We start from the raw sequence: 25,005 nt of genomic DNA, 5'->3' as shown, positions 1-25,005 counted from the left end.
GCCATGTCGGGGGAGCGTCGCTACGGCCGTCACTTCGCCCTGAGGCAAGTCTCCTCCTTTCACGTCAGCGCAGGAAGTCGCGGATAGCTGCGGCGATCTCGTTGGCATGCGTTTCCAGCGCGAAATGGCCGGTGTCGAGGAAACGCACCACCGCGTCCGGCATGTCACGCTTGAACGCTTCGGCGCCGGGCGACAGGAAGAATGGGTCGTTCTTGCCCCACACCGCCAGGAACGGCGGCTTGTGGGTGCGAAAGTAGGACTGGAAGGCGGGATAGAGGGCAACATTGCTCTTGTAGTCGCCGAACAGGTCGAGCTGTATTTCCTCGGCGTCGGGCCGGCCGAAGTAGAAGCTGTCCAGCGAATAGCCGTCGGGCGAGACCAGATCCGCCGGCGCGCCATGCGTGTACTGCCAGGCGATCGCCTCCGGCTTGAAGGCGGGGCGCAGTGCCTCGCGGTTGGCCGGCGAGGGGTCGCGCCAATAGGTGCGGATCGGGTTCCAGTCCTCGCCGAGACCTTCCTCATAGGCGTTGCCATTCTGCGAGATGATCGCGCTGATGCGCTCGGGGTGCTTCACCGCCAGCCGGAAACCGGTCGGCGCGCCATAGTCGAACACATAGAGCGCATAGGGGTCGAAGCCGACCACTTCGGTGAAGCGGTCGATGATTTCGGCAATGTGGTCGAACGTATAGGCAAATTTTTCGCGCGGCGGCATGTCGGAGCGGCCAAATCCCGGCAGGTCGGGCGCGACGATATGGAAGCGACCGGCAAGCAGCGGAATGAGGTCGCGGAACATGTGGCTCGAGCTCGGGAAGCCGTGCAGCAGAAGCAGCTTCGGCGCGCCTGGTGTACCGGCCTCGCGATAGAAGATGTTGAAGCCGTCGACATCGGCGTTGCGGTAGGCGGTCATGGTTCTCTCCGTTGTGGTAACCGAAAAATCGGCATTGGTAAGGTTATTGAGATCAAGAGCGGCAAGCCCGCCGCTGGGCTCAGGCTCACGCTTTGCCGGCACGTGCCGCTTCGATGATGATGTCGACGACGGCATCGGGCGCGGTGACCATCGGCGTGTGGTCGACTGGCTGCACTCGCGTCATGGCGTTCATGCGCGTGGCCATGAAATGTTGGGTTTCGGCAACGATCATGCGGTCCTGCTCGGCAATCAGGAACCAGGCCGGCCGGTCCTTCCATAACGGCCGCGCCATCGGCACCGTGATGCAGGCCGGCGAGATCGGCCGCTGGACCGCCCGCAGCACCGCCAGCTCATCGACCGATGCGTTCTGCGCGAAAGCGGAAGCGAACGCAGTGTCCGGCAGGTAGATCAGGCCATGATCGTCCGGCGCGAGCTTGGGCGCCTTGGCATGCGGCGTCGCGCGGTAGAAGACATCCGCCACGGTCTCGCCTTCGTCGGGCGCCAGTGCGGCGACATAGACCGGTGCCTGCACCTTGTCGCTGCGTGTTGCCCCGATCACCGCGCCGGCATAGGCATGGCCGGCGAGCACGACAGGCCCGGCGACGCGCTCCAGCGTCCGGTCGAGTGCCGCCACATCGTCGGCGAACGAGGTCAGCGGCAGCGGCGCGGCAACCACGTTGAAACCCTTGGCCGCGAGCGGCGCGACGACCTTGGCCCAACTCGACCCGTCGGTCCAGGCGCCATGGACGAGCACAACACTGACATCGTTCGAGGGCATCGCGGCATCTCCTCCCGGGTTGAATTGACTAGTAACCTGTTAAAGTGATGCAAAAGGGTTACGAGATGTGAGCGTAACTTGTCAACCGGCCTCGAAGGGGTTATCACTGATTTGTGTTTAGAGCGCTCGGCGGGACCGACGCGCGATTGGAGTTACGATGACCCCTGCGATCTTTGTCGGTGACGCGCTCGGCCTGGATTTCCTCAATTCGATCGCGACGCCGGTCGATACCCCTGTCGATTGGATCAAGGACGGCGAGGGATTGCTGGATTGGGTCGAACAGGCGCGGCTGGCGCCGCCCGAGGCGGTCGTCAGCGTTCGCACGCACGCTCTCCCGGGTGAACTCGATAAGGTGGCCGACCAGGCAAGGCATCTCAGGGAGTGGTTCCGCGGGTTCGTGTACGAACACAAGGGGCGTCCGCTGGCCGCTGAGGATCTTGCGCAATTGGAGCCGCTCAACCGTCTGCTCGAGCGCGACGAGATTTTCACGCGGATCGCCCCCGTCCTTGCCGACAACGACATGTCCGTGGGTAACGAGATCCCTTTTCAGCTTCAGACGGCCCGCAAGTGGCGCACACCCGAGGCGCTTCTGCTGCCGATCGGCGAAGCACTGGCACGGTTCGTCTGCAGCGAGGATTTCTCACATGTGAAAGCCTGCGAGGGCCCGGCCTGCACGCTGCTGTTCGTCGACCATACCCGCGGCCACCGCCGCCGCTGGTGCAGCATGGCGCAGTGCGGCAACCGGGCAAAGCAAGCCGCGCATCGCCACCGCGTCAAGGCGCATCACGACTAGAGTTGCGACGGCTCGCGAACACATATCGCGCGACCTGACGAGGCCGGAAGAAGCCCGCGTCCTCCAAACAAGCGCAGCCTGATAGGCTTAATTTTCCTAAGCCTAGGCGCTAGAACTACTCGTTTGCTTCAAGACAATCACAAGCGCCATCCTCGTCGCCATCCGCAGCCGGCTTGTCGGCGAAGGCAATGGAGGCATCGTTGGTCGCTCTCGCTCGCAGGTCCTGGGTCCCCTCACATTGCGAAATGTTGGCCCAGCAACTGGCAGAGCAAACCAGTCATCAGACGACCGATGCGGTCATGGCGGCAATCGCCGGAAGTATTGAACTCAACCGCTCGATCCACGAGAGCGACTGCATCAACCTCAACCCCGCGACCAATGTCATGAACCCTAAGGCCGAGGCAGCGCTCGCCTCGGGCCTCGGATCGCGCCCATCGCTTGGCTATCCCGGCGACAAATATGAAATGGGCTTGGAAGGTGTCGAGCGGATCGAAGTCATCGCGGCGGAACTCGCCGCGGAGGTCTTCGGCGCGAAATATGCCGAAATCCGGGTGCCGTCGGGGGCGATCGCCAATCTCTACGCCTTCATGGTCGCGGCCCGGCCGGGCGACAGCATCATTGTCCCGTCGCCGGCGGTCGGCGGCCATGTCACCCACCACATGGCTGGTTGCGCTGGACTCTATGGACTTGATATCCACACCGCACCGGTTGATGCGGACGGCTACACCGTCGATGTCGGGAAACTGCGCGACCTGGCCAGATCGACAAAACCGAAGATGATCACGATCGGAAGCAGCCTCAATCTGCTGCCGCATCCTGTCCGCGAAATCAGGGCAATCGCCGACGAGGTCGGCGCGCTGGTCCTCTTCGACGCCGCGCATCTGTGCGGCATGATTGCCGGGCACGCCTGGCAGCAGCCCCTGCAGGAGGGGGCTCATCTGATGACGATGAGCACCTACAAGAGCCTTGGCGGTCCGGCGTCGGGGCTGATCGTCACCAACGATGCTGCAGTCGCCGAAAAACTCGACAGGATCGCATTCCCCGGCATGACGGCCAATTTCGATGCCGCCAAGTCGGCGGCGCTGGCAATCACGCTTCTGGACTGGAAAGACCACGGCAAAGCCTATGCCGCAACGATGGCGCGGACCGCAAAGGCCCTGGCCGATAGCCTTGCGGATCACGGTCTGCCGGTGTTTTCGACGAGCAAGGGCTACACGACATCGCACCAGTTCGCCATCAAGGCAGCCGAATTCGGCGGCGGTCAGGCCGCGGCAAAAAAGCTGCGGCTGGCCAACATTCTGAGCTGCGGCATTGGCCTTCCCGTAGATACGGTTGACGGCGACATGAATGGGCTGCGCCTCGGCACGCCCGAGATCGTTCGTTGGGGTATGACCGAAGACGACATGCCGGAACTCGCGGCGCTTATCGCCAGGGGGCTGCGCGGCAACGACGCCAGCGAACAGGTCGCCGCTGATGTCACGGCATTCCGGCGTCGGTTCAACAAACTTCATTTTGTGAACTGACGGCCAGAACCCGCGGGCAATGCCCGCCACTCTAAAAACAGGGGAATGAAATGCGCATAATCGTGCAGATGATGACTGCTGCCCTAATCACGGCTGCCGCTGTCGGCGTTGCGAGGGCGGATATCGTGTTCGGCGTCGCGGGTCCGATGTCGGGACCGAACGCGGCTTATGGAGAACAGTACCGCGTCGGTGTCGAAACCGCGGTCGAACGCATCAACGCCAATGGCGGCGTTCTCGGACAGAAGCTTGTCGTATCGGTCGGTGACGACGTCTCCGACCCGAAGCAGGGCGTTTCGGTCGCCAACAAATTTGTCGCCGACGGCGTCCACTATGTCGTCGGGCACTACAATTCCGGTGTCACCATTCCGGCCTCCGAAGTCTATTCGGAAAATGGCGTCCTGTTCGTGACGCCGACAGCCACCAATCCGACGGTTACCGAGCGCAGTCTGTGGAATGCGTTCAGGGCATGCGGCCGCGACGATCAGCAGGGCTCGATCGCCGCCAAATTCATTCTCGGCCGTTTCAAGGACAAGAAGATCGCCATCGTCGACGACAAGTCTACTGCGGGCAAAGGCCTCGCCGATGAAATGACCAAGGCCTACAATGCCGGTGGCGGCAAGGAAGTCCTCCACGAGGAGGTTAACCCGGGCGAGAAGGACTACAGTCCACTGGTGACCAAGATCAAGCAATCGGGTGCCGATCTCGTCTATTACGGCGGCCAGCACACGGAGGCCGGGCTCATTGTCCGTCAGATGCACGATCAGGGCGTCGCCGCGAACCTGATGGGCGGTGACGGCATCAGCAACAGCGAATTCGGCGCCATAGCCGGTGACGGTGCTGCTGGAACCCTGATGACGTCGTTCCCCGATCCGGCGACATTCCCGGAAGCCAAGGACGCCGTCGCCGATCTGAGGGCCAGGAACGTGCCGACCGAAGCGGTGACCCTTTACGCCTACGCGGCAACGCAGATCCTTGCCGAGGCCATCGCCAAGGCCAGGGCCGATGATCCGAAGGCTGCTGCCGACTACCTCCATTCCGGCGCTGCCATCTCGACGGTCCTTGGTTCGATCTCCTACGACGACAAGGGGGATATCAAGCAGCCGGGCTTCGTCGTATTTGAATGGCAGAAGGTCGACGGCAAGCTGGTTCCCGTCGCCCTCAAATAGAAACATCGCGTCGGCGGCCACTGGCCGCCGACGCCGTCCTGGGATGCTGGATGGCTGTCAATCCGCCGCGACCTCGAATGCCGCCCCTCAACTCCTTGCGGGCCTTCGAGGCCGCTGCTCGGCATGAGAGCTTCGCCAAGGCCGCGGATGAACTCGGTGTCACGCCCGCGGCCGTGTCGCATCAGGTCAAATCCCTCGAAGCGTGGCTTGGCTCGCCGCTTTTTGTCCGGCATGCGCAAGGGCTGCATCTGACGGAAGCGGGACGCGCGGCAATCCCGGCCTTCTCCACTGCGTTTGACGCCTTGGGCCTTGCCGTTCAGGAACTGCGCATCTGGGCGCCGAAATCGCAAGTGAGTATCGCTGCGCTGCCGTCCATTGCCCAACTGTGGCTGGCCCCGCGCTTGCCGGCTCTGCGCGCTGCCTTGCCGGCTCTTCGTCCATCCATACACGCGCTCGAGGAGCCGCCGGATTTCAGGCGAGAACCATTCGACCTCGCCATCTTCCTGACAAGGCAAAGAGCCGGCGGCAGCCGTTCGTTCAAGCTTTGCGACGATGTCCTGTTTCCGGTCTGTACTCCCGGCTTGGCCGCACAACTGAAAACGCCCGCGGATCTCGCCTCGCAGCTCTTGTTGTGGGACACCACCTGGACCGGTGATTGGAACCTTTGGTTTGACAGTGTCGGCATGAAAGGCCCATCGATCGATGCCGGATCGGAGTTTTCGCTTTATAGCCTTGCACTTCAGGCCGCTATCGATGGCGCCGGCGTGCTGATGGGGCATGAAGTGCTGGTCTCTCGCGCCCTGGCGTCCGGCGCGCTCGTGGCGCCGTTTTCCCAGCGTGTCCAGAGTGGCCTCAGCCTCGAAGTGCTGGCTCCAGACCGGCCACCTGCCCAAGCAGCGCAAATGATCGAATGGCTGCTTTCGCAGGCAGAGTTGACCAGCTCGGGATAGCGATCGACGGCGAAGCGGTTTTCGCCGTCGATCTCTCAGTCTCAGGGCGCCACCACCAAGCGGCCTTTCATGTTGGGGTGAAAGCGGCAGAAATAGTCGACCGCTCCGGCCGCCTTCACTGTCAGGCTTGCCGATTTCTTCGGCGGGATCATCACCTCCCAGCCGCCCTTCACGGTGGCCGTATGGGCAATCACGTCCTTGTTCACCCACTCGATCGTGTCGCCGACCTTCGCCTCGACGGTTGCCGGCGAGAAGACGAGCTTGTCGATGGTGACCTCTATGGTTGCGGCGGCCGCCGGCGCCACCGTAAGCGCCAGGGCGGCGAGCCATGACAGACGGATCAAGGCACCCGCTTTCATTTCAGCATGCCGGCGACATGTTCGGCATGCTGCTCATGCCCCTGGAAGATCTTGAGGCCGGTCTCGAGCAGGCTCTTCAGCTCGGCATTGCTGGCCGAAGGAATGAGCAGCGTTTCGAGCGCGCCGTTGACCTGCTTGTGATAGGCGACTTCGTTCTCGATATAGGCCTTGTCGAAGGCTGCCCCTTTCAGCTTGGCGAGCTTGGCGCGTTCTTCTTCCGCCGCCTTGCTCAGCGCCTGGCTGGTGGCGTTGTCCTCGGGTTTCACCTTGAGCTTCTTGACCAGGTCGAGCGCCTGCTTGTTCACCGCCTCATGGTCGCGCTCCATGTCCTTGGCGAAGGCGACGACCTCCTTGTTCTTCGATGTCTTGATCGCCAGCTTGGCCGCCTCGATGTCGAGGACGCCGGCAGTGTAGGCGATGTGGGCGATCTGCGGATCGGTCGGCTTGTCCGCGGCTTGCGCGAAAGGGGCGGCGCTGACGAAGAGCAGGGCGGCAAGGGCGGCGGTATATCGGGTGAACATGGCATCCTCCTTCGCCCGGCCGCGCTGGAGGCGCCGGGCTTACATTTTCAGTTGACGCTGATTGGATGCGCAGCCGGGACAAACGTTCCCGAAAATCAGAACAGGATCACTCGAAACCCAGCCGTCCCATCACGGCCTTGGTCAGCCGCTCGCAACGGCGGCCGGCGAAGGGAAAGGCGTCGAGCAGCACCGGGCCGATCTCATCGTCCAGGGCCCTGCGCAACAAGGTACGCGCCCGGTGCAGCCTTGTCTTGACGGTCTCCGGCCGCACGCCAAGCAGATCGGCGGTTTCCTCCATGCTCAGGCCCTCGATGACGCGAGCCACGAAGACCATGCGGTAGATGTCGGGCAGACTGTCGGTCGCCCGTTCGACGAGTGCCAGAATCTGCCGCTGCGCCATCGTCCGCTCCGGGTCGTCGCTGGGGTTGAGGGGAAAGCGGATGATCTGCGCTTCCGGGTTTTCGGGCATCGCCACGGTGCGGCGCCTCTTGCGCAGGCGGCCCAGCGCTTCGTTGATGACGATGCGCGACAGCCAGGTGGCGAGCGAGGAGTCGCGGCGAAATGCGGCGAGGCCGGCGAAGGCGCGGACATAGGCCTCCTGGACGACGTCCTCGGCTTCGGCGTCGTTGCGCAGTATGCCGCGCGCGATGCGGTAGAGCCGCTGGTTGTGCATCTTGATGATGACGCGAAAGGCGCCCGCCTCGCGTGCCAGTGCTCGCTGTACGAGCAGCACGTCGCCGGAAGGGGCCTCGGCCACCCCAGGCATTTTGACGGGCATTGCGAGCTTGCTCATCGCGACCGGATCTCCCCGAACAGGCACTTGACTGTACGTTGGATGCACCTGCCTGAAAAAGGTTCCCGGATTTCGGCACCTGGCTTCGCTATTCTAAGCCGCCGCCAATCCCTTGTCTGCGGCTTGCACGCGTGCGGCCGCCGCCAGCAGGTCGGTCTGGGTGATCAGGCCGAGAATGCGCCGCTCGCCGTCGACGATGACCACGGCATGGCTGCGGCCGTCGGTCAGCACGGGAAGCAGGCTCATCGCCGGCGTGTCGGGCGAGGCGGTGCCGGCCTTCGACATCACGCCCTTCACCGTATCGGTGGCCTTCGTCAGCTCGCGCAGGCCGACGGCCCCGACCAGCCGGACATCCGCGTCAACCACCGGCAAGGTGCGGATGTTGTGATCGAGCAGTTGCTGTCGCGCCTCGTGGGCCGTGGCCTGCTCGGACACCGAAATCACGTCGCGGGACATGATGTCCTGGCACAGCAGGGTCCGGTGCGAGCGCACCATGGCCTGTAGCTCGACTTGTCTCAACAGCCGTTCGAGGTCGTTGCGGTTGATGTCGAAGGTTTCGTCGAGCGTGGTCAGCGCCGCGTCGATATCCTCGGGCCGGAAGCCGACGCGCTGTTGCGCCGGCGGATCGGCGGTCCCGTGGCTGTTGGCGGCGGGTGCGGCGACATGCGGGTAGTTGCGCCGCGCCAGCCTGTGGAAAAGGAAACCCAGCGTGACCAGGATGATCGAATTCAACGCCACCGGCACGAAGGGAAACAGGAAGCCCGCGCTGACAACGGCAGGCCCGCCAAGCACTCCCGTCAATGCCGCCGCGCCACCTGGCGGATGCAGGCAGCGCGTGAACGACATCGCCGCGATGGCGAGCGCCACGGCAAGGCCCGAGGCAAATACCGGATCATGGATGAAATGCGCCACGGTCACACCGACCAGCGCCGATATGGAATTGCCGCCGATGATCGACCAGGGTTGCGCCAACGGGCTCGCGGGCACGGCGAAGAGAAGCACGGCGGAGGCGCCCATCGGCGCCACCAGCAGGGCCACATGCGGGCCGCCGCCCATCGCCAGCCCGCTGATCACGCCGGTCAGCGCGATGCCGATCGTGGCTCCGATACACGCCAGGATGCGTTCACGCAGCGTCGCGCCGGCAAGGATGGGGACAAAAAGACGAAAGGCCATGGCAAGCTTTGTGACAAATGGATTGCTGACGATGCCGTGCAGCAGGCAATGCAGCCGAACCCATGGATTTGAAAGTCAAACAAATCCGCCAAGTCGACGGCCAAGAGAATAATATTGCGCGCCACGCCTCGCTGGGATGCTGCGAACGGCTCGCACTTTGTCATCAGCGTCAGAGCCTTGCGCCCTTCTGCCGATTCTGCCCGGCAGCCAGCCCGTATGCGCCGTCAGGCGGCGGCAGCCGCCAGCCCGCGCAGGATGTCGGCTTTCAGGTCGTCGACATCCTCAAGGCCGATCTGCAGGCGGATGAGTGGTCCCTCATAGGGGCCTTTTGCAACGACACGGTCGCTGAGCCAGACCGGCACCGCGAGGCTCTCATAGCCGCCCCAGGAATAGCCGAGCCCGAAGATCTGCAGCGCGTCGAGAAAGGCGTGCTGCTCCTTCTGGCCGCCGCCGGCCATCACGAAGGAAAAGATGCCGCTCGAACCGCAAAAGTCGCGCTTCCACAAATCGTAATCCGGGTGGCTGGGAAGGGCAGGGTGGAGCACGCGTGCCACGCCCTTCTGGCCTTCGAGCCACGATGCGATGGCGAGTGCGCTGCGCTGGTGATGTTCCAGGCGCACGCCCATCGTGCGCAGGCCGCGCAGCACCTGGTAAACATCATCGGGGCCTGCACAGCAGCCAAGCGTGCAAAAGCTCTCGAAGAGCTGCTTCCAATGGCTCTCATTGGCCGAGACCGTACCAAGCAGCACGTCGGAATGGCCGGCCGGATACTTCGTCGCCGCGTGGATGGAGATGTCGACGCCGTAGTCGAGCGGCCGGAAATAGAGCGGCGTCGCCCAGGTGTTGTCCATCATCACGATGGCGCCGGCGGCATGCGCCGCCTTGGCGATCGCCGGTATGTCCTGCACCTCGAATGTGTTGGAGGCCGGCGATTCCGTGAACACCACTTTGGTGTTGGGCTTGATCAGGGCTGCGATATCAGCGCCGATATGCGGATCATAATATTCCACCTCGACGCCGAGCCGCTTCAGCATCGTGTCGGCGAAATTACGGGTCGGATGGTAGACGCTATCGACGATCAGCAGATGATCGCCGGCCGATACGAAGGCGAGCAGCGGAATGGTCACCGCCGCCAGGCCCGACGGCACCAGGATCGTGCCGGCGGATCCCTCCAGCGCGTCAATGGCATGGGCAAGGGCGTCCGTCGTCGGCGTACCGCGTGTGCCGTAAGTGTATTTCTGGTCGCGCGCCGCCATCGTCGCGGCATCGCGGAACAGCACCGTCGAGGCGTGCACGACAGGCGGATTGACGAAGCCGAAATAGTCGTGCGGGTTGTTGCCCGAATGGGCAAGCCGCGTGTTGATGCCCATTTTTCCGGAAACCTGCTCGTTGCCGTCCTTAGCCATTCTTCGTCTTCGCCTTGTTTGACAAGGCGCTAGCCATAGTGCGGTGTCAGGGACCGTGCAACCGCCCACCGTCCGCCAGGGATAGACTTCGAATATGCCAATTCTCTCGCGGACCGGCGTCGCCGTCAGGTCGTGAAAGCGGCTGGCCGGATGCGGCAGTGCGCGAGCGAGCGACGCGGCACCTGGCCTTGCCAGCGGCTAGGGGAAGCCTGTGGATCGCCGGCATCGCCATCCTCCTCCTCCTCCTGGAAAGACAGTCACGAGCGGGCAGTTGATTCCGCGCATTTCCGGTGTGTTGATGGCGGCGGCCGACGTGTGGCTCGTTTCTCGCGCGTTTTAACAGCACATGTCTGATGACAGTCTTCGGGCGTGCCAATTCATTCCGTATCCAGATCAGTGACGCAACGCTGGTGCCAGGGATGGATTTCGCCGCTGGCCCGCATTTTGCGTTGAATACGCTTTGCCGACTTTATTCGCGCCGTGACTAAATTGCGGGCGCGTTTGTCTGCAATTCGGGCATTTTAGGCAATCGATTTTCAAACACGTTCGGATTCGGTCATTTTCCTTGACCTCACGAGAATTATCGCCTTCGATGCTGTTCGTGAATGGGAGGCGGCGCGTCGGTTACGATGTGGAATTCCGGGGAATGGGCTGGAATGGGAGCTGCGTTCACACGGGAAAAAGAATCAGGGTTTGCCTGAAAAACAGAGAAAAGGGTCTGTGGGTCATGAAACATATTGCTATCGGCATTCTTGGCGCCGCTACGCTCGGGCTTATGGCGTCGGCCGCGTCGGCGACGACGCTCGACACCGTCAAGGCGAAGGGCTTCATCCAGTGCGGTGTCTCGACCGGTCTCGCCGGCTTCTCAGCGCCGGACGACAAGGGCGACTGGCAAGGCATCGATGCGGATTTCTGCCGCGCTGTCGCGGCCGCCGTCTTCGGTGACGGCACCAAGGTCAAGTTCACGCCGCTCAGCGCCAAGGAGCGCTTCACCGCGCTGCAGTCCGGCGAGGTCGACATCCTGTCGCGCAACACCACCTGGACGATCAACCGCGACACCGCACTTGGCCTGAATTTCGTCGGCACGACCTACTATGACGGCCAGGGCTTCATGATCAACGCCAAGAAGCTGCCGGGCGTCAATTCGGCGCTCCAGCTCTCCGGTGCCGCCGTCTGCGTACAGAGCGGCACCACCACCGAGCTCAACCTCGCCGACTACTTCAAGGCGAACAAGATGGAGTACAATCCGGTCGTCTTCGAAAAGCTCGAAGAGGTCAACGCCGCCTATGACGCCGGTCGCTGCGACGTCTACACCACCGACCAGTCGGGCCTTTACGGTATCCGCCTGACGCTGGGCGCGCCGGCCGATCACGTCGTGCTGCCCGAGATCATCTCGAAAGAGCCGCTCGGTCCGGCCGTGCGCCAGGGCGACGACCAGTGGTACCACATCGTCAAGTGGACCTATTTCGCGCTGCTCGACGCCGAGGAACTCGGCATCACCAAGGCCAATGTCGACGAGATGAAGAATTCCCCGAGCCCCGAGATCAAGCGCGTGCTCGGCCAGGAAGCGGACACCAAGATCGGCACCGATCTCGGCGTCTCCAACGACTGGGTCGTCAACATCGTCAAGGCCGTCGGCAACTACGGCGAAATGTTCGACCGTAATGTCGGCTCGGGCAGCCCGCTCAAGATCGCCCGCGGCATCAACGCACTGTGGACCAAGGGCGGCTTGCAATACGCTCCGCCGATCCGCTGACCGAAATGTGATCCGGAAGGCAGATATCTGCCTTCCGGTTTCTCTTTCCAGGGGACGGTCACATGGCATCGCAGGAAGTTATTCGCGAGGAGCCGAGCCGCGGTTCCTTCATCAACGACCCGAAAGTTCGCAGTCTTGTCTTCCAGACGGTGGTCGTCGTCCTGCTTGTTGGGGGCGTCTGGTGGATCGTCAACAACGTCATCGACAATCTGACGCGCCTTCACATCGCTTCCGGCTTCGGCTTCCTCCGGGGGCGCGCCGGCTTTGACATCAGCGACAGCGCGATCGCCTACACGTCGGATTCGACCTATGGCCGGGCTATTATCGTCGGCATCATCAACACGCTGATTGTCGCCGCCGTCGGCATTGTCACAGCCAGTATCATCGGTTTCTTTGTCGGCATTGGCCGGCTGTCGCGCAACTGGCTGATCCAGAAGATCTGCACGGTTTATGTCGAGATTTTTCGTAACATCCCTCCGCTGCTGGTCATCTTCTTCTGGTATTCCGGCGTGCTGGCTGTGCTGCCAACACCGAAGGAGAGCATTCATCTGCCGTTCGGCTCCCTTCTAAATCAGCGCGGCATCTATTTTCCGCGCGCCGTGTGGGGCGACGGCTCCTGGCTGATCTTCGTCGCTTTTCTTGTCGGCATCGCCATGGCGTGGTTCGTCGCCCGCATGGCACGCCAGCGGCAGATGGCGACCGGCCAGCAATTCCCGGTGCTTTGGACATCGGTGGCGTTGATCGTCGGACTGCCACTGCTTGCTTACGCGCTGAGCGGCTTCCCGCTGAGCCTTGACTTTCCAAAACAATCGACCTTCAACCTGACCGGCGGCTTCGTCGTGAAGCCGGAGTTCCTGTCGCTTTATCTCGCCCTTTCATTCTATACGGCCGCGTTCATCGCCGAGATCGTGCGCGCCGGCATTCGCGGCGTCGCAAGGGGCCAAAGCGAGGCCTCGGAGGCACTCGGCCTGCGGTCGGGGCAGGCGTTGCGCCTGGTCGTGGTGCCGCAGGCGATGCGCATCGTCATCCCGCCGCTGGCGAGCCAATACCTCAACCTGACCAAGAACTCCTCGCTCGCCATCGCCATCGGCTATCCCGATCTGACGGCAACCGCTGGCACCGTGCTCAACCAGACCGGCCAGGCGATCGAGTGCGTGCTGATCATGATGACAGTCTACCTGTCGATCAGCCTGCTCACCTCGCTGTTCATGAACTGGTTCAACGCCAAGATGGCGCTGGTGGAGAGGTAGGGCCATGCAAGAACACGACATGTCCTGGGTCCGTACGGAAATGGTGTTGGCGCAGCCGGCGCCGGCCGGAGTAACCGGTATGGGCGCCTGGGTTCGCAAGAACCTGATCGGTTCGGTCAGCGACACCATCATGACCATCATCGGTATCGCGCTGGTGGCGCTGATCGTGCCGCAAGTCATCAACTGGGCTTTCATCAACGCCCAGTGGACTGGCCCCGACCGCACCGTCTGTCTCACGGCGGCGCAGGCGCAGGGCGGCATCCAGCCGGACGGCTGGTCCGGCGCCTGCTGGGCCTTCGTCAACGCCAAGTTCGGCCAGATCCTGTTCGGCACCTATCCGACCGAGGAGCGTTGGCGGCCGATCCTGGTCGGCATATTGCTGTTCGTGCTGCTGGTGCCGATGCTGATGCCCAAGGTGCCGCGCAAGGGCCTCAACGCTGTCCTTCTGCTCATCGTCTTGCCGATCGTGTCCTTCTTCCTGCTTTCCGGCGGGGCGTTCGGATTGCCTCACGTCGAGACGCCGCGCTGGGGCGGGCTGCTGATAACGCTTAGCCTGTCCTTCGTGGCGATCGTGGTGTCGCTGCCGCTCGGCATCGTGCTGGCGCTCGGCCGGCGTTCGAATATGCCGATCGTCAAGATGCTGTGCGTGATCTTCATCGAGGCGGTGCGCGGCGTGCCGCTGATCACCGTGCTGTTCATGGCCAGCGTCATGCTGCCGCTGTTCCTGCCGGCCGGCGTCACCTTCGACAAGTACCTGCGCGCGCTGATCGGTGTGTCCCTGTTCTCGGCCGCCTATATGGCCGAGGTGGTGCGTGGCGGCCTGCAGGCCATTCCGAAAGGCCAGTATGAAGGCGCCGATTCGCTCGGTCTCGGCTATTGGCAGAAGATGTATTTCGTCGTCATGCCGCAGGCGCTGAAGCTGGTCATTCCAGGCATCGTCAACACCTTCATCGGCATGTTCAAGGACTCCAGCCTGGTCTCGATCATTTCGATGTTCGACCTGCTCGGCATCGTCAAACAGAATTTCTCCGACCCCAACTGGGCAACGCCGGTAACGGCCAAGTCCGGCCTGGTGTTCGCGGCCTTCATCTTCTGGCTGTTCTGCTTCGGCATGTCGCGCTATTCAATGTACACGGAACGCCGGCTCGACACCGGCCACAAACGCTAAAAACAAAAAGGGGACCCTGTCATGGCCACCGAAAATGCCGTCAGCGCGGAAGAGATCAAGGTCAACGCCGCCAAGATGCACATCTCGACCACCGATGTCGCCATCGACATCATCGCCATGCACAAATGGTATGGCGAGTTCCATGTGCTGAAGGACATCAACCTGAAAGTGATGCGCGGTGAACGCATCGTCATTTGCGGCCCATCGGGCTCGGGCAAGTCGACCATGATCCGCTGCATCAACCGGCTGGAGGAACACCAGAAGGGCAAGATTATCGTCGACGGCAAGGAACTGACCAACGATCTGAAGAAGATCGACGAGGTGCGCCGCGAGGTCGGTATGGTGTTCCAGCACTTCAACCTGTTCCCGCATCTGACCATCCTGGAGAACTGCACGCTGGCGCCGATCTGGGTGCGCAAGACACCGAAGAAGCAGGCCGAGGAAATCGCCATGCATTTCCTCAAGCGGGTGAAAATCCCGGAGCAGGCCAACAAATATCCGGGCCAGCTGTCGGGCGGCCAGCAGCAGCGCGTGGCGATCGCTCGCTCGCTGTGCATGAACCCGCGCATCATGCTGTTCGACGAGCCGACTTCGGCGCTCGACCCGGAGATGATCAAGGAAGTGCTGGAGACGATGGTGGGCTTGGCCGAGGAAGGCATGACCATGCTGTGCGTCACCCACGAGATGGGCTTTGCGCGAAAAGTCGCCAACCGGGTGATCTTCATGGATCAGGGCCAGATCGTCGAGCAGAACACGCCGGCCGAGTTCTTCGACCATCCGCGCCACGAGCGCACCAAGCTGTTCCTCAGCCAGATCCTGCACTGAGCGGGTTCACACCGAGCGCAAGAGCCCGGCCGCAATGCGGCCGGGCTCTTTTCTTGTGGATCGGCCGATGCGATTGGCGGCGGAGCAGCGGGGGGCGTCATCGATGAGAAAAGTCCTGCGTTTCCTCTCCATAGTGCTGGCAACCGCCCTCGGCACGCTGGTGCCGCGCCCGCTCTGGCCGGCGGCATCCGCGGGCGAGGGTACGCGCCACATACTGGTGCTGAAGAACCCGATCCATACCGACATCGCCATTCCGGTGGACGATGCCGTGCGTCAGCGCTTTCATTTTCTGGTAGACGCCGGACTGCCGTCCGATGCGCCCGAGGTGCGCTATATCGTCTTCGGCTGGGGCGGCCGCGCCTTCTATCTGGAAACACCGACCTGGTCTGAGCTGAAAGCCGTTCCGGTAATGAAAGCGCTGACCCTCGACGACTCGGTCATGCATGTCGATGTCGCCGGCGATATCGTCGAACCGCATCCAGATGTCGCCGGCTTCGATATTGGTGACGACCAGTTTGCGGCACTGCTCGATTTCATCGAGGCCAGTTTTCAGCAGGGACCGAGTGGTCCGATGCATATCCAGAATGCCGCTTATTCCAAATTCGACGGCTTCTTCGAAGCCAACGGCCATTTCAACGCACTGGTCGGCTGCAACACCTGGACCGCCGCCGCACTGCGCACTGCCGGTCTGCGGACCGGCTGGTGGAACCCGCTGCCGGTGTCGCTGGGGTGGTCGTTGAGGCTGTACAATTAGCTAACCGGCTTTGCGGTCCTGCTTCGTCACATATTCGCGCAATGCCTTGTTAATCGCGCTCTGGTAACCGCGACCGTCGGGCGTGCGCCCCTTGAACCATGCGACGAGGTCAGAGTCGAGGCGAAGGGTCAGCTGCTGCTTGATCGGTCTGAAGTACGGGTTCCGGACAGCCTTCTGCCAGAACTCTTCCGTCAATTCTGGGATATCGCTGGTATCAACATCGTCCTCCGGGCGTGCCTTCAAAGCCGCGATTTCTGCCTTCTGGGCTTCCGTCAGCGGAGGCGGATTTGCCGGATCAAACTTATATCGAACGACTTTGCGCATAACGTTTTCTTTCTACCGGCGTGGCCCGCCGCGCTGAAATGATCCGGATCACCTCTATGCCGTCTTCCTCCCTGTCGGCATGGGCAACCAACAACACAAGCGCGCCGTCAACCACGCCCGTCGTCTGCCAGCGGTATTCGCCGTCGTCGACCCTGTCCTGCTCCACCAGCGCGAAGGGATCGGAGAAAACGCGAACGGCAGTCTCGAAACTCACGCCATGTTTACGCAGATTTGACCTAGCCTTTTCCGGATCCCATTCAAATCGCAATTCTTCCATATGACGTAACCACAAAAATGTAACTACAAATAGCCATTATGTCAATGTAGCTGGCTTCAACGTCCTATCGCCTGACGACCTTCTGCTCCTGCCAGCCATAAAGCCAGTCGAGGTCCGCGGCGAGCTTCTCCGCCGGCCGCGCCGCCAGCACCAGGTTGCGGGCAAGAGCCACCGGGCCTCTGGCATGCCAGGCGAGGCGGTTGAGTGCACCGCGCCGGGCGACTTTGGCGACACGCGGCCGGCGCAGGTTCTCCCAGATTTGAAGGCTTCCCGCCGAACCGGTGGGAAAGTCAGCCATGGTATTGGCAAGCATCGCGGCGTCCTCGATCGCCATCGCCGCGCCCTGTGCCGCGAACGGCGTCATCGCATGCGCGGCGTCGCCGACCAGTGCGATGCCTTGCGGGCTGGTCCACCGCCTCTGTTGGACAGTATGGATCGGAAAGGCCGTCCAGGGGCCGGCCAGTGCGACAAGCTTTCTCAGCGCCTGCGCGGTACCGCGCATGGCCCCGCTGAGGATGGCGGGGTCGGCGTGACCCGACCAACCTTCCGCGATCCGCTCGCCTCTGGTGAAGGCAGCAAGATTGAAGGCGCTGCCTTTGCTGACGGGATAGGCGACCATGTGGAAGCCGGGGTGTAGGAAGGTGGTGACGCAGTCGACGGCGCCAATGGCGGCAAAGGCCTGTCCAGCGGGGCTGTCGGCCGCCACGGTTGCACGCCATGCCAGTTCACCGGAAAAACGGCTGGCCGCGAACACGGTTCCGCTTTCCGAACCGGCAAGCCCGCGCACCGATGACCATACGCCGTCGGCTCCGACCAACAGCACGCCATGCGCCTCGGTGGTCTCGCCCCCGGTCTCCACGCTTGCCGTGATGCCATGGGGACCGGCCGCAATTCTGCCGACGCGCGCGCCAGTGGTGAGATGGATATCGCGCATCTCGGCAGCACGCGCCATCAGCGCCGCCTGCAGGTCGGCGCGGTGCGCGACGAGATAGGGGGCGCCCCAGCGGTCTTCACCCGATTGCCCGAGCGGTACGTGCGCCAGTTGACGCAGCGTCCTTGCATCCTTCAGCACCACGGCCCCAGGCCGCACCGCCGACGACAGCAGCCGGTCGAGCACGCCGAGCTGGCGAAGAATGCGCGTCGCGTTGGGGGAAAGCTGGATGCCGGCACCTGCCGCTTCGAGGCGCTGGGCCTGTTCGAAAACCTGCACGGAATAACCGCGTTCGGCAAAGGCGATGGCTGCTGTCAGCCCGGCGATGCCCGCTCCGGCGATGACGACTTGCCGGGAGCGCGTGTCGTCCATCAGCTCTGTCGCGAAAGAATCAGGCGGCCTGGTCGATGTAGAGGCAGCCGGCCGGCACCGTTTCCGTCGCCTTCAGCTTCGGCGAATAGCGATAGAGCGTCGAGCAATAGGGGCAAACTTTCTCATTGTCGTCGCCCATGTCGAGAAACACATGTGGGTGGTCGAAAGGCGGGTTGGCGCCCGTGCACATGAATTCCTTGACCCCGATGTCGATCGCCGGATGGCCGGCATCGTTCTGGAAATGGGGAATGGAACCGCCTGCCATCGTCGTCTCCTTAACGCAGTCTCGCATGCATCTGGATCATAACAGGTCTCTTTGCAAGATCGATGAAATGAAACTGTCGCAAAAGCCTGTCAGAGGATAAGTTGAGCCGGTTAAGCGTGTGACCGCGGACGCAAAGCGATTCCGCGACCGATCATGCGTCACAATGGCATGTTAGAGCGTCCATCGCCATCTGGCGGCGCTGCAAAAGGAACGGTTGCGGGCAGGAATCATGAATGAACTGAAGCCGGTACAGAGCGAATTCGTCAACGTCGAGGCGGCCAGTTCAGAGGGCGGTAACCCGGATCGCTTCGTCAACCGCGAGTTTTCCTGGCTGCAGTTCAACCGCCGCGTGCTCGAGGAATCGCTGAACACCCATCACCCGCTGCTGGAGCGCGTCCGCTTCCTGTCGATCTCGGCAGCCAATCTCGACGAGTTCTTCATGGTGCGTGTCGCCGGCCTCGCCGGCCAGGTGCGCGAAGGCATCACGCTGAAGAGCCCCGACGGCCGCACCCCCGAACAGCAGCTCGAACAGCTGCTGCGCGAGGTCGAGCGGCTGCAGGAAGACCAGCAGAAGAGCCTTTCGGCGCTCACCGTGCTGCTCAACAAGGAAGGCATTGAGAGCATTGCGCGCGATGCGCTGACCAAGGACGAGAAGGTCTGGCTGGAAGACCATTTCCAGGACCAGGTGTTTCCGGTGCTCACGCCGCTGTCGATCGACCCGGCGCACCCGTTCCCGTTCATTCCCAATCTCGGCTTCTCGATGGCGCTGCAGCTGCGCCACCGCAAGAATGGCGAGGAGATGAGCGCGCTCTTGCGTCTGCCGGTCGCGCTGAAGCGCTTCATCCGTTTGCCCGATCGCAAGCACCATGTCCGCTTCATCCCGCTGGAAGAGGCGGTCGGCCTTTATATCGGCAAGCTGTTTCCCGGCTATGAGGTCAAGGGTTCCGGCACATTCCGCATCATCCGAGACAGCGATATCGAGGTAGAGGAGGAGTCGGAAGATCTCGTGCGCCTGTTCGAGACGGCGCTGAAGCGCCGCCGCCGCGGCTCGGTCATCCGCATCGAGTTCGACAAGCTGATGCCGGCCGAGCTGCGCGACTTCGTTGCCGGCGAACTTGGTGTCTCGTCGAGCCGTATCAGCGTGCTAACCGGTCCGCTGGCGCTCAGCCAGATCTCCGAGATCGTCTCCATCCCTCGCGATGACCTGAAGTTCACGCCCTACAATCCGCGCTTTCCCGAGCGCATCCGCGAGCATGGCGGCGACTGTTTTGCCGCCATTCGCGAGAAGGACATCGTCGTCCACCACCCCTACGAATCCTTCGACGTCGTTGTGCAGTTCCTGCGCCAGGCGATGGCCGACCCCGAAGTGGTGGCGATCAAGCAGACACTTTACCGCACCTCCAACGACAGCCCGATCGTGCGCGCGCTGGTCGACGCCGCCGAGGCCGGCAAGTCGGTGACCGCACTTGTCGAGCTCAAGGCGCGCTTCGACGAGGAAGCCAACATCCGCTGGGCGCGCGACCTCGAGCGCGCCGGCGTCCAGGTCGTGTTCGGTTTCCTCGAGTTGAAGACCCACGCCAAGATGTCGCTGGTGGTGCGGCGCGAGGATGGCAAGCTGCGCAACTACGTGCATCTTGGCACCGGCAACTACCACCCGGTCACAGCGCGCATCTACACCGACCTGTCCTTCTTCACCACCGATCCGACGATTGCCCGCGACGTTGCCCAATTGTTCAACTTCATCACCGGCTATGCCGAGCCGACCGATGAAATGCGGATCGCGATCTCGCCGTTTACGCTGAGAAGCCGCATCCTCAAGCACATTTCCGACGAAGTCGCCCATGCGCTGGAAGGAAAGCCGGCGCGCATCTGGATGAAGATGAACGCGCTCGTCGACCCGATCATCATCGACGCGCTCTATGATGCCAGCCGCGCGGGGGTGGAAATCGACCTCGTCGTGCGCGGCATCTGCTGCCTGCGGCCGCAGGTGCCGGGTCTGTCGGAAAACATCAGGGTCAAGTCGATCGTCGGCCGGTTCCTCGAGCACAGCCGCATCTACTGCTTCGGTAACGGCCATGGCCTGCCGTCGGACGAGGCGATCGTCTACATCTCCTCGGCCGACCTGATGCCGCGCAATCTCGACCGTCGTGTCGAGACCATGGTGCCGATCACCAATCCAACTGTGCATGAACAGATCCTGGGCCAGATCATGCTGGGCAATATCATGGACAATCAGCAAAGTTTCGACGTATTGGCTGATGGAACCTCCCGGCGCGTCGTGCTGGAAGAGGGCGAGGAACCGTTCAACGCGCAGGAATATTTCATGACCAATCCGAGCCTGTCCGGACGGGGTGACGCGCTGAAGTCGCATGCGCCCAAGCGCATTGCGCAGTTCAAGCGCCGCAAGAAGAACGCCGCAGCGTCCACCTGATGCTGTCTGATTCCCAGGGCCGGCTACAGGACCGCCGACCGCTGTCCATCATCGACATCGGGTCGAATTCGATCCGCCTCGTTGTCTATGAAGGACTGGCGCGCTCGCCGACCATGCTGTTCAACGAAAAGATGCTGGCTGGTCTTGGCCGCGGCATCGTTTCGACCGGAAAGCTCGACCCCGAAGCGGTGACCCGCTCGATGGAAGAGTTCCGCCGCTTTCGCGCGCTGTCCGACCAGGCCGGCGCCGAGCATATGTATGTCTTGGCCACCGCCGCCGCGCGCGAGGCGATCAACGGTCCCGATTTCATCCACCGCGCCGAAGACGTGCTCAAGACCGAGATCCGCGTGATCAGCGGGCGCCAGGAAGCCTATTATTCGGCGCTCGGCGTCATTTCCGGCTTCCATCCAGCCAATGGCATCGCCGGCGATCTGGGCGGTGGCAGTCTCGAACTGGTCGACGTTAGCGGCGAAGCCATCGGCGACGGCATAACGCTGCCGCTGGGTGGCCTGCGCCTGCAGGACATGGCGAAGAACTCGCTCACCCAGGCGCAGAAGATCGCACGCGACGAACTGGCGCGGGCCAAGCTGTTGAAGGGCGGGCAGGGCAGGCCCTTCTATGCCGTCGGCGGCACCTGGCGAAACCTCGCCCGGCTGCACATGGAGATGAACAACTACCCGCTCGGTGTCATGCACCACTACGAGATGTCGGCCGACAGTGCGACGAACTTTCTCAAGCAGGTGGCCAAAGCCGAGATCGAGAAGGTCAAGGGGATCGAGGGCGTCTCGAAGAACCGCCGCTCGCTGCTGCCCTATGGCGCCATCGTGTTGCAGGAGATCATGGCGGCGATGCAGCCGTCGAAGATCATCGTTTCGGCGCTCGGCGTACGCGAAGGCTTCCTCTATTCACTGCTCGACGAGGCCGAGCAGAAGGCCGATCCGTTGATTTCGGCGTCCGAGGAACTCGCCCGTCTGCGCTCGCGCTCGGTCACTCATGCGCATGAGCTGGTCGACTGGACGGCCAAATCCTTTGCCGCTTTCGGCATCGACGAGACGGAGGACGAAGCGCGCTATCGCCACGCCGCCGCCTTGCTGGCCGACATCGGCTGGCGCGCACATCCGGAATATCGCGGCAGGCAATCGCTCAACATCATTGCCCACGCCTCCTTCTTCGGCGTCGACCATCCCGGCCGTGCTTTCCTGGCTTTGGCCAACGCCTATCGTCACGACGGCATCTTCAACGAGTCCATTGCGCCGGAAATCAAGGCGCTGGCGACGCCGCGCTACCTCGAGCGGGCCCGGGTGCTGGCGGCGATGATGCGCGTCGTCTATCTGCTGACAGCCTCGATGCCCGGCATCATGCCCAGGCTGAAATGGGAGCAGCGCGCCAATGGCGTGCTGGCGCTGGTGTTGCCGGCTTCGCTCTCCGACCTCTACGGCGAGCGGCCGGCCGGCCGGCTGGCGCAGCTGGCGCGCATCACCAACCGCAGGCTGGTGCTGGCGGTGGAGGGCGGGCCGAGCGTTTCGGTCAAATAGAGCGTTCTGGCAGCATGAGGCTCAGGTCACGTCTGCACCGACACCGAAACCGCGCCCGTCGGCCGACCAGGCTCCCGCACCGGCCATCGCCAGCGCCAGGAAACCGCCTGCTATCGCAATGTCCTTCATCAGCATCTGCTGGTGCAGGAAGGCGAGCGTTGCGTCGTCGGCCCCCTGGCCGTAGTGGCCGATAAAACCGGCCACGACGCAAAAGGCCGCCAGAAGCAGCGCCACGATCTGGGTCTGGAAGCCGATGAGGATCAGAAACCCGGCGATCAGTTCAAACAGGCCCGTGCCCCACGCAGCGAGCCCCGGCAGCGGCAGGCCGAGGCCGGCGAAATAATCTGATGTACCGGCGATGTTGGCCAGCGCCTGGAAGCCGGACGGTACGAACAGCACGGCAATCAGCAGTCGCGAAACCAGAAGCAATGCGTTGCGGGTCATGGCCACCTCCCTTGCCGGCGCCCGGTTGGGCTCCCGGCCACCGCACAGTCTACGCCTGCGCGGCTGCGGCCGAAACCGGCGAGCCAGCTATTCCAGACAACGAAAAAGCGGCGCGGAAAATTCCGCGCCGCTTCTTTCAAGGTCTGGGAGGGGGGCTTGGGAGGGAGGCTCAGCCGCGCTTGGCGTCGATCGAATAGGCGCCGGCGCCCGACGAGGCGAGCAGCAGGAAGCCGCCGGTGATGGCCACGTTCTTCAGGAAATGGATCATCTGGTTCTGATCGGCCCAACCGGTATGGGCGACAAGAGCCGTTGCGATGGTGAAGACAGCAAGCGCCCAGGCGGCGATGCGGGTCTGGAAGCCGACGAGGATGGCAAGGCCGCCGAGCAGTTCGATCAGGCCGACGACAATCGCCGTGACGGTCGGCGCCGGCAGGCCCATCGCACCGAAATAGGCAGCGGTACCGGAAATGGCGGTGAGCTTGCCGAAACCGGAAAGCAGGAAAATGACCGCGAGTAGGATGCGGCCGAGCAGGATGGTGACAGAGCTGTTGGACGCGGTGCCGGCGCCGGCGGTGGAAGTGTTGATGGACATGGTGACTCTCCGAATGGGTTGAATGATCCAGAGATAGATGATGGCGACTGTTCACCAAAGCCGCCTATCCGGCGACACATCGTTCACAGGATGTACATTTCTGTGAGTGGGCAAGAAGCGCGAAATTCGTGTCGGGAGATGCGGTGGCGGGAGTAAATTCTCCCGCCGAAAAACACATTACCCCGGATGCGTCATGTCTTCCGGCCGCACCAGTCGGTCATAGTCGGCCTCGCTGACCAGTCCGGTGGCCAGCGCTTCTTCGCGAAGAGTCGTGCCCTTCTTGTGCGCCGTCTTGGCGATCTTGGCGGCATTGTCATAGCCGATGCTGGGCGCCAGCGCCGTCACCAGCATCAGCGAGCGGTCGAGCGCCGCCTTGATGTTGTCTTCGCGCGCCTCGATGCCGACGACGCAATTGTCAGTGAAGGAGACCGAAGCGTCGGCGAGCAGCTGCACCGACTGCAGGAAATTGTAGGCCATCAGCGGGTTGTAGACGTTGAGTTCGAAATGACCCTGGCTGCCGGCGAAGGTCAGCGCCGCATTGTTGCCGAACACCTGCACGCAGACCTGCGTCATCGCCTCGCACTGCGTCGGGTTGACCTTGCCCGGCATGATCGACGAGCCGGGTTCGTTTTCCGGCAGCGACAGTTCGCCGAGGCCCGAGCGCGGGCCCGAACCGAGGAAGCGGATGTCGTTGGCGACCTTGAACAGTGCGGCGGCCGCCGCGTTGATGGCGCCGTGCGAGAACACCATGGAATCGTGCGCGGCGAGAGCCTCGAACTTGTTCGGCGCGGTGACGAAGGCGATGCCGGTGATGGCGGCGATGCGATCGGCCACTTTCTCGGCAAAACCAACCGGCGCGTTGAGGCCGGTGCCGACGGCGGTGCCGCCCTGCGCCAGTTCCTGCAGGCCGGGCAGCGTCAGTTCGATGCGCTTGATCGACGAGGCGACCTGCGCCGCATAGCCGGAAAATTCCTGGCCCAGCGTCAGCGGCGTGGCATCCTGCGTGTGGGTGCGGCCGATCTTGATGATGTGGTTGAAGGCCCTGGCCTTGGCGTCCAGCGCCTTGTGCAGATGGTGCAGCGCCGGGATGAGGTGATGGACGACCTGTTCGGCGCAGGCGATGTGCATGGCCGTCGGATAGGTGTCGTTCGACGACTGGCTCATATTGACGTGGTCGTTCGGGTGCACCGGCTTCTTCGAGCCCATGACGCCGCCGAGCATCTCGATCGCCCGGTTGGAGATCACCTCATTGGCGTTCATGTTCGACTGCGTGCCGGAGCCGGTCTGCCAGACCACCAGCGGGAAATGATCATTGAGCTTGCCGTCGATGACCTCTTGCGCTGCCGCGATGATCGCCTTGCCGATCGCTGGATCGAGCCGGTTCAGCTCCATATTGGCTTCCGCCGCCGCCCGCTTGACGATGCCCAGCGCGCGCACGATCGAAGCCGGCTGCTTTTCCCAGCCGATCTTGAAATTGCCGAGGGAACGCTGCGCCTGCGCGCCCCAATAGCGGTCGGCAGCAACCTCGATGGGGCCGAACGTATCGGTTTCGGTTCTGGTCTTTGGCGTGCTCACGGCAAGTCTCCGGTCTGTCGATTTGGGCAACGGCGTATCGCGTTGCACAAAACGCATCAAGCGGAGATTGCGGGCGGCGCGGATGCAAATCGGTTGAAGGAACGCACCTCGCTCCCGCGGCGCAACCGCGTGCGCGG

25 protein-coding genes are annotated in these 25,005 nt (G+C 62.8%); 11 read left to right on the top strand and 14 right to left on the bottom strand.

The window, feature by feature from the left end; genetic code table 11:
• Positions 1-64: 64 nt before the first annotated feature.
• Complete coding sequence (locus CKW40_RS24615; protein ID WP_095202441.1) at positions 65-907, bottom strand: alpha/beta fold hydrolase; 843 nt, start codon at positions 905-907, stop codon at positions 65-67.
• Positions 908-992: 85 nt separating this feature from the next.
• Positions 993-1,685, bottom strand: coding sequence for an alpha/beta fold hydrolase (locus CKW40_RS24610; protein ID WP_095202440.1), 693 nt, complete (start codon positions 1,683-1,685; stop codon positions 993-995).
• A 157-nt stretch (positions 1,686-1,842) separates the two neighbouring features.
• Here CKW40_RS24610 and CKW40_RS24605 point away from each other — a divergent pair, with 157 nt between their 5' ends.
• The 4 genes from CKW40_RS24605 (at position 1,843) to CKW40_RS24590 (ending at position 6,117) form a co-directional block, all read left to right on the top strand.
• Positions 1,843-2,478 (top strand): CGNR zinc finger domain-containing protein, encoded by a 636-nt coding sequence (locus CKW40_RS24605; protein WP_095202439.1) that lies wholly within the window; start codon positions 1,843-1,845, stop codon positions 2,476-2,478.
• Positions 2,479-2,678: 200 nt separating this feature from the next.
• Entirely contained in the window at positions 2,679-4,001 is a 1,323-nt protein-coding gene (gene glyA / locus CKW40_RS24600) for a serine hydroxymethyltransferase (protein WP_198421163.1), read from the top strand.
• A gap of 50 nt (positions 4,002-4,051) precedes the next feature.
• Positions 4,052-5,167: a branched-chain amino acid ABC transporter substrate-binding protein gene (locus tag CKW40_RS24595; RefSeq protein ID WP_244571274.1), complete on the top strand. Its 1,116-nt coding sequence runs from the start codon at positions 4,052-4,054 to the stop codon at positions 5,165-5,167.
• 77 nt (positions 5,168-5,244) lie between these two features.
• Complete coding sequence (locus CKW40_RS24590; RefSeq protein WP_179298097.1) at positions 5,245-6,117, top strand: LysR family transcriptional regulator; 873 nt, start codon at positions 5,245-5,247, stop codon at positions 6,115-6,117.
• Positions 6,118-6,158: 41 nt separating this feature from the next.
• On the opposite strand, the gene CKW40_RS24585 is transcribed toward CKW40_RS24590, so the two are convergent.
• The 5 genes from CKW40_RS24585 to CKW40_RS24565 all read right to left on the bottom strand — a co-directional run bounded on the left by CKW40_RS24585 (position 6,159) and on the right by CKW40_RS24565 (position 10,369).
• The gene (locus CKW40_RS24585; RefSeq protein WP_095202436.1) at positions 6,159-6,476 is read right to left on the bottom strand and encodes a cupredoxin domain-containing protein; all 318 of its coding nucleotides are present in this window, start codon (positions 6,474-6,476) and stop codon (positions 6,159-6,161) included.
• The gene (locus tag CKW40_RS24580) at positions 6,473-6,997 is read right to left on the bottom strand and encodes a DUF4142 domain-containing protein (protein WP_095202435.1); all 525 of its coding nucleotides are present in this window, start codon (positions 6,995-6,997) and stop codon (positions 6,473-6,475) included. Before CKW40_RS24580 ends, CKW40_RS24585 begins: the two co-directional genes overlap by 4 nt.
• A 106-nt stretch (positions 6,998-7,103) precedes the next feature.
• Complete coding sequence (locus CKW40_RS24575; protein WP_179298096.1) at positions 7,104-7,790, bottom strand: RNA polymerase sigma factor; 687 nt, start codon at positions 7,788-7,790, stop codon at positions 7,104-7,106.
• A gap of 93 nt (positions 7,791-7,883) precedes the next feature.
• A complete protein-coding gene (locus CKW40_RS24570) occupies positions 7,884-8,963 on the bottom strand; it encodes an HPP family protein (RefSeq protein WP_095202434.1) in 1,080 nt (359 codons plus the stop codon).
• A gap of 224 nt (positions 8,964-9,187) precedes the next feature.
• Positions 9,188-10,369: a cystathionine beta-lyase gene (locus tag CKW40_RS24565; protein WP_095202433.1), complete on the bottom strand. Its 1,182-nt coding sequence runs from the start codon at positions 10,367-10,369 to the stop codon at positions 9,188-9,190.
• Between the two features lie 727 nt (positions 10,370-11,096).
• Between CKW40_RS24565 and CKW40_RS24560 the strand changes: the two genes are divergently transcribed.
• The 5 genes from CKW40_RS24560 (at position 11,097) to CKW40_RS24540 (ending at position 16,122) form a co-directional block, all read left to right on the top strand.
• Positions 11,097-12,125, top strand: a complete 1,029-nt coding sequence (locus tag CKW40_RS24560) for an amino acid ABC transporter substrate-binding protein (RefSeq protein ID WP_095202432.1) — start codon at positions 11,097-11,099, stop codon at positions 12,123-12,125.
• Positions 12,126-12,187: 62 nt separating this feature from the next.
• Complete coding sequence (locus CKW40_RS24555; RefSeq protein ID WP_095202431.1) at positions 12,188-13,375, top strand: amino acid ABC transporter permease; 1,188 nt, start codon at positions 12,188-12,190, stop codon at positions 13,373-13,375.
• Positions 13,376-13,379: 4 nt separating this feature from the next.
• Complete coding sequence (locus tag CKW40_RS24550) at positions 13,380-14,543, top strand: amino acid ABC transporter permease (protein ID WP_095202430.1); 1,164 nt, start codon at positions 13,380-13,382, stop codon at positions 14,541-14,543.
• Positions 14,544-14,618: 75 nt separating this feature from the next.
• A complete protein-coding gene (locus tag CKW40_RS24545; RefSeq protein ID WP_031240865.1) occupies positions 14,619-15,368 on the top strand; it encodes an amino acid ABC transporter ATP-binding protein in 750 nt (249 codons plus the stop codon).
• A 103-nt stretch (positions 15,369-15,471) separates the two neighbouring features.
• A complete protein-coding gene (locus CKW40_RS24540; RefSeq protein WP_095202429.1) occupies positions 15,472-16,122 on the top strand; it encodes a TIGR02117 family protein in 651 nt (216 codons plus the stop codon).
• Here the strand turns inward: CKW40_RS24540 and CKW40_RS24535 are convergent, their stop codons facing one another.
• The 4 genes from CKW40_RS24535 to CKW40_RS24520 form a co-directional block, all read right to left on the bottom strand.
• Positions 16,123-16,446: a BrnA antitoxin family protein gene (locus tag CKW40_RS24535; protein WP_095202428.1), complete on the bottom strand. Its 324-nt coding sequence runs from the start codon at positions 16,444-16,446 to the stop codon at positions 16,123-16,125.
• The gene (locus CKW40_RS24530; protein ID WP_095202427.1) at positions 16,424-16,723 is read right to left on the bottom strand and encodes a BrnT family toxin; all 300 of its coding nucleotides are present in this window, start codon (positions 16,721-16,723) and stop codon (positions 16,424-16,426) included. Before CKW40_RS24530 ends, CKW40_RS24535 begins: the two co-directional genes overlap by 23 nt.
• Before the next feature lie 64 nt (positions 16,724-16,787).
• Complete coding sequence (locus CKW40_RS24525; RefSeq protein WP_095202426.1) at positions 16,788-18,026, bottom strand: FAD-dependent monooxygenase; 1,239 nt, start codon at positions 18,024-18,026, stop codon at positions 16,788-16,790.
• 19 nt (positions 18,027-18,045) lie between these two features.
• Positions 18,046-18,291 (bottom strand): zinc-finger domain-containing protein, encoded by a 246-nt coding sequence (locus tag CKW40_RS24520; RefSeq protein ID WP_032929729.1) that lies wholly within the window; start codon positions 18,289-18,291, stop codon positions 18,046-18,048.
• Positions 18,292-18,520: 229 nt separating this feature from the next.
• Here CKW40_RS24520 and CKW40_RS24515 point away from each other — a divergent pair, with 229 nt between their 5' ends.
• Together CKW40_RS24515 and ppx are read left to right on the top strand one after the other, a co-directional pair.
• Positions 18,521-20,722 (top strand): RNA degradosome polyphosphate kinase, encoded by a 2,202-nt coding sequence (locus CKW40_RS24515; protein ID WP_095202425.1) that lies wholly within the window; start codon positions 18,521-18,523, stop codon positions 20,720-20,722.
• Positions 20,722-22,257, top strand: coding sequence for an exopolyphosphatase (ppx, locus tag CKW40_RS24510; RefSeq protein ID WP_095202424.1), 1,536 nt, complete (start codon positions 20,722-20,724; stop codon positions 22,255-22,257). Before CKW40_RS24515 ends, ppx begins: the two co-directional genes overlap by 1 nt.
• Positions 22,258-22,278: 21 nt before the next feature.
• Here ppx and CKW40_RS24505 read toward each other — a convergent pair whose 3' ends face one another.
• The 3 genes from CKW40_RS24505 to fumC all read right to left on the bottom strand — a co-directional run bounded on the left by CKW40_RS24505 (position 22,279) and on the right by fumC (position 24,868).
• The gene (locus CKW40_RS24505) at positions 22,279-22,701 is read right to left on the bottom strand and encodes a DoxX family protein (RefSeq protein ID WP_095202423.1); all 423 of its coding nucleotides are present in this window, start codon (positions 22,699-22,701) and stop codon (positions 22,279-22,281) included.
• A 169-nt stretch (positions 22,702-22,870) separates the two neighbouring features.
• Positions 22,871-23,293: a DoxX family protein gene (locus CKW40_RS24500; RefSeq protein WP_095202422.1), complete on the bottom strand. Its 423-nt coding sequence runs from the start codon at positions 23,291-23,293 to the stop codon at positions 22,871-22,873.
• Positions 23,294-23,470: 177 nt separating this feature from the next.
• Positions 23,471-24,868, bottom strand: coding sequence for a class II fumarate hydratase (gene fumC, locus CKW40_RS24495; RefSeq protein ID WP_095202562.1), 1,398 nt, complete (start codon positions 24,866-24,868; stop codon positions 23,471-23,473).
• Positions 24,869-25,005 lie beyond the last annotated feature (137 nt).

This window comes from Mesorhizobium carmichaelinearum (genome assembly GCF_900199455.1).
Taxonomy (GTDB): Bacteria; Pseudomonadota; Alphaproteobacteria; order Rhizobiales; family Rhizobiaceae; genus Mesorhizobium; species Mesorhizobium carmichaelinearum.
The sequence above is the reverse complement of the archived record's forward strand: the minus strand, read 5'-3'. Positions and strand labels throughout refer to the sequence as shown.

What these genes read in the sequence shown, in the direction of transcription:
- CKW40_RS24505 (WP_095202423.1), bottom strand. Translation starts at nt 22,701, where the DNA reads ATGACCCGCAACGCATTGCTTCTGGTTTCGCGACTGCTGATTGCCGTG.
- CKW40_RS24585 (WP_095202436.1), bottom strand. Translation starts at nt 6,476, where the DNA reads ATGAAAGCGGGTGCCTTGATCCGTCTGTCATGGCTCGCCGCCCTGGCG.
- CKW40_RS24515 (WP_095202425.1), top strand. Translation starts at nt 18,521, where the DNA reads ATGAATGAACTGAAGCCGGTACAGAGCGAATTCGTCAACGTCGAGGCG.
- CKW40_RS24550 (WP_095202430.1), top strand. Translation starts at nt 13,380, where the DNA reads ATGCAAGAACACGACATGTCCTGGGTCCGTACGGAAATGGTGTTGGCG.
- CKW40_RS24520 (WP_032929729.1), bottom strand. Translation starts at nt 18,291, where the DNA reads ATGGCAGGCGGTTCCATTCCCCATTTCCAGAACGATGCCGGCCATCCG.
- CKW40_RS24500 (WP_095202422.1), bottom strand. Translation starts at nt 23,293, where the DNA reads ATGTCCATCAACACTTCCACCGCCGGCGCCGGCACCGCGTCCAACAGC.
- CKW40_RS24590 (WP_179298097.1), top strand. Translation starts at nt 5,245, where the DNA reads ATGCCGCCCCTCAACTCCTTGCGGGCCTTCGAGGCCGCTGCTCGGCAT.
- CKW40_RS24605 (WP_095202439.1), top strand. Translation starts at nt 1,843, where the DNA reads ATGACCCCTGCGATCTTTGTCGGTGACGCGCTCGGCCTGGATTTCCTC.
- CKW40_RS24570 (WP_095202434.1), bottom strand. Translation starts at nt 8,963, where the DNA reads ATGGCCTTTCGTCTTTTTGTCCCCATCCTTGCCGGCGCGACGCTGCGT.
- CKW40_RS24530 (WP_095202427.1), bottom strand. Translation starts at nt 16,723, where the DNA reads ATGGAAGAATTGCGATTTGAATGGGATCCGGAAAAGGCTAGGTCAAAT.
- CKW40_RS24580 (WP_095202435.1), bottom strand. Translation starts at nt 6,997, where the DNA reads ATGTTCACCCGATATACCGCCGCCCTTGCCGCCCTGCTCTTCGTCAGC.
- CKW40_RS24575 (WP_179298096.1), bottom strand. Translation starts at nt 7,790, where the DNA reads ATGAGCAAGCTCGCAATGCCCGTCAAAATGCCTGGGGTGGCCGAGGCC.
- CKW40_RS24560 (WP_095202432.1), top strand. Translation starts at nt 11,097, where the DNA reads ATGAAACATATTGCTATCGGCATTCTTGGCGCCGCTACGCTCGGGCTT.
- CKW40_RS24545 (WP_031240865.1), top strand. Translation starts at nt 14,619, where the DNA reads ATGCACATCTCGACCACCGATGTCGCCATCGACATCATCGCCATGCAC.
- CKW40_RS24535 (WP_095202428.1), bottom strand. Translation starts at nt 16,446, where the DNA reads ATGCGCAAAGTCGTTCGATATAAGTTTGATCCGGCAAATCCGCCTCCG.
- CKW40_RS24610 (WP_095202440.1), bottom strand. Translation starts at nt 1,685, where the DNA reads ATGCCCTCGAACGATGTCAGTGTTGTGCTCGTCCATGGCGCCTGGACC.
- ppx (WP_095202424.1), top strand. Translation starts at nt 20,722, where the DNA reads ATGCTGTCTGATTCCCAGGGCCGGCTACAGGACCGCCGACCGCTGTCC.
- CKW40_RS24565 (WP_095202433.1), bottom strand. Translation starts at nt 10,369, where the DNA reads ATGGCTAAGGACGGCAACGAGCAGGTTTCCGGAAAAATGGGCATCAAC.
- CKW40_RS24540 (WP_095202429.1), top strand. Translation starts at nt 15,472, where the DNA reads ATGAGAAAAGTCCTGCGTTTCCTCTCCATAGTGCTGGCAACCGCCCTC.
- CKW40_RS24525 (WP_095202426.1), bottom strand. Translation starts at nt 18,026, where the DNA reads ATGGACGACACGCGCTCCCGGCAAGTCGTCATCGCCGGAGCGGGCATC.
- CKW40_RS24555 (WP_095202431.1), top strand. Translation starts at nt 12,188, where the DNA reads ATGGCATCGCAGGAAGTTATTCGCGAGGAGCCGAGCCGCGGTTCCTTC.
- CKW40_RS24595 (WP_244571274.1), top strand. Translation starts at nt 4,052, where the DNA reads ATGCGCATAATCGTGCAGATGATGACTGCTGCCCTAATCACGGCTGCC.
- CKW40_RS24615 (WP_095202441.1), bottom strand. Translation starts at nt 907, where the DNA reads ATGACCGCCTACCGCAACGCCGATGTCGACGGCTTCAACATCTTCTAT.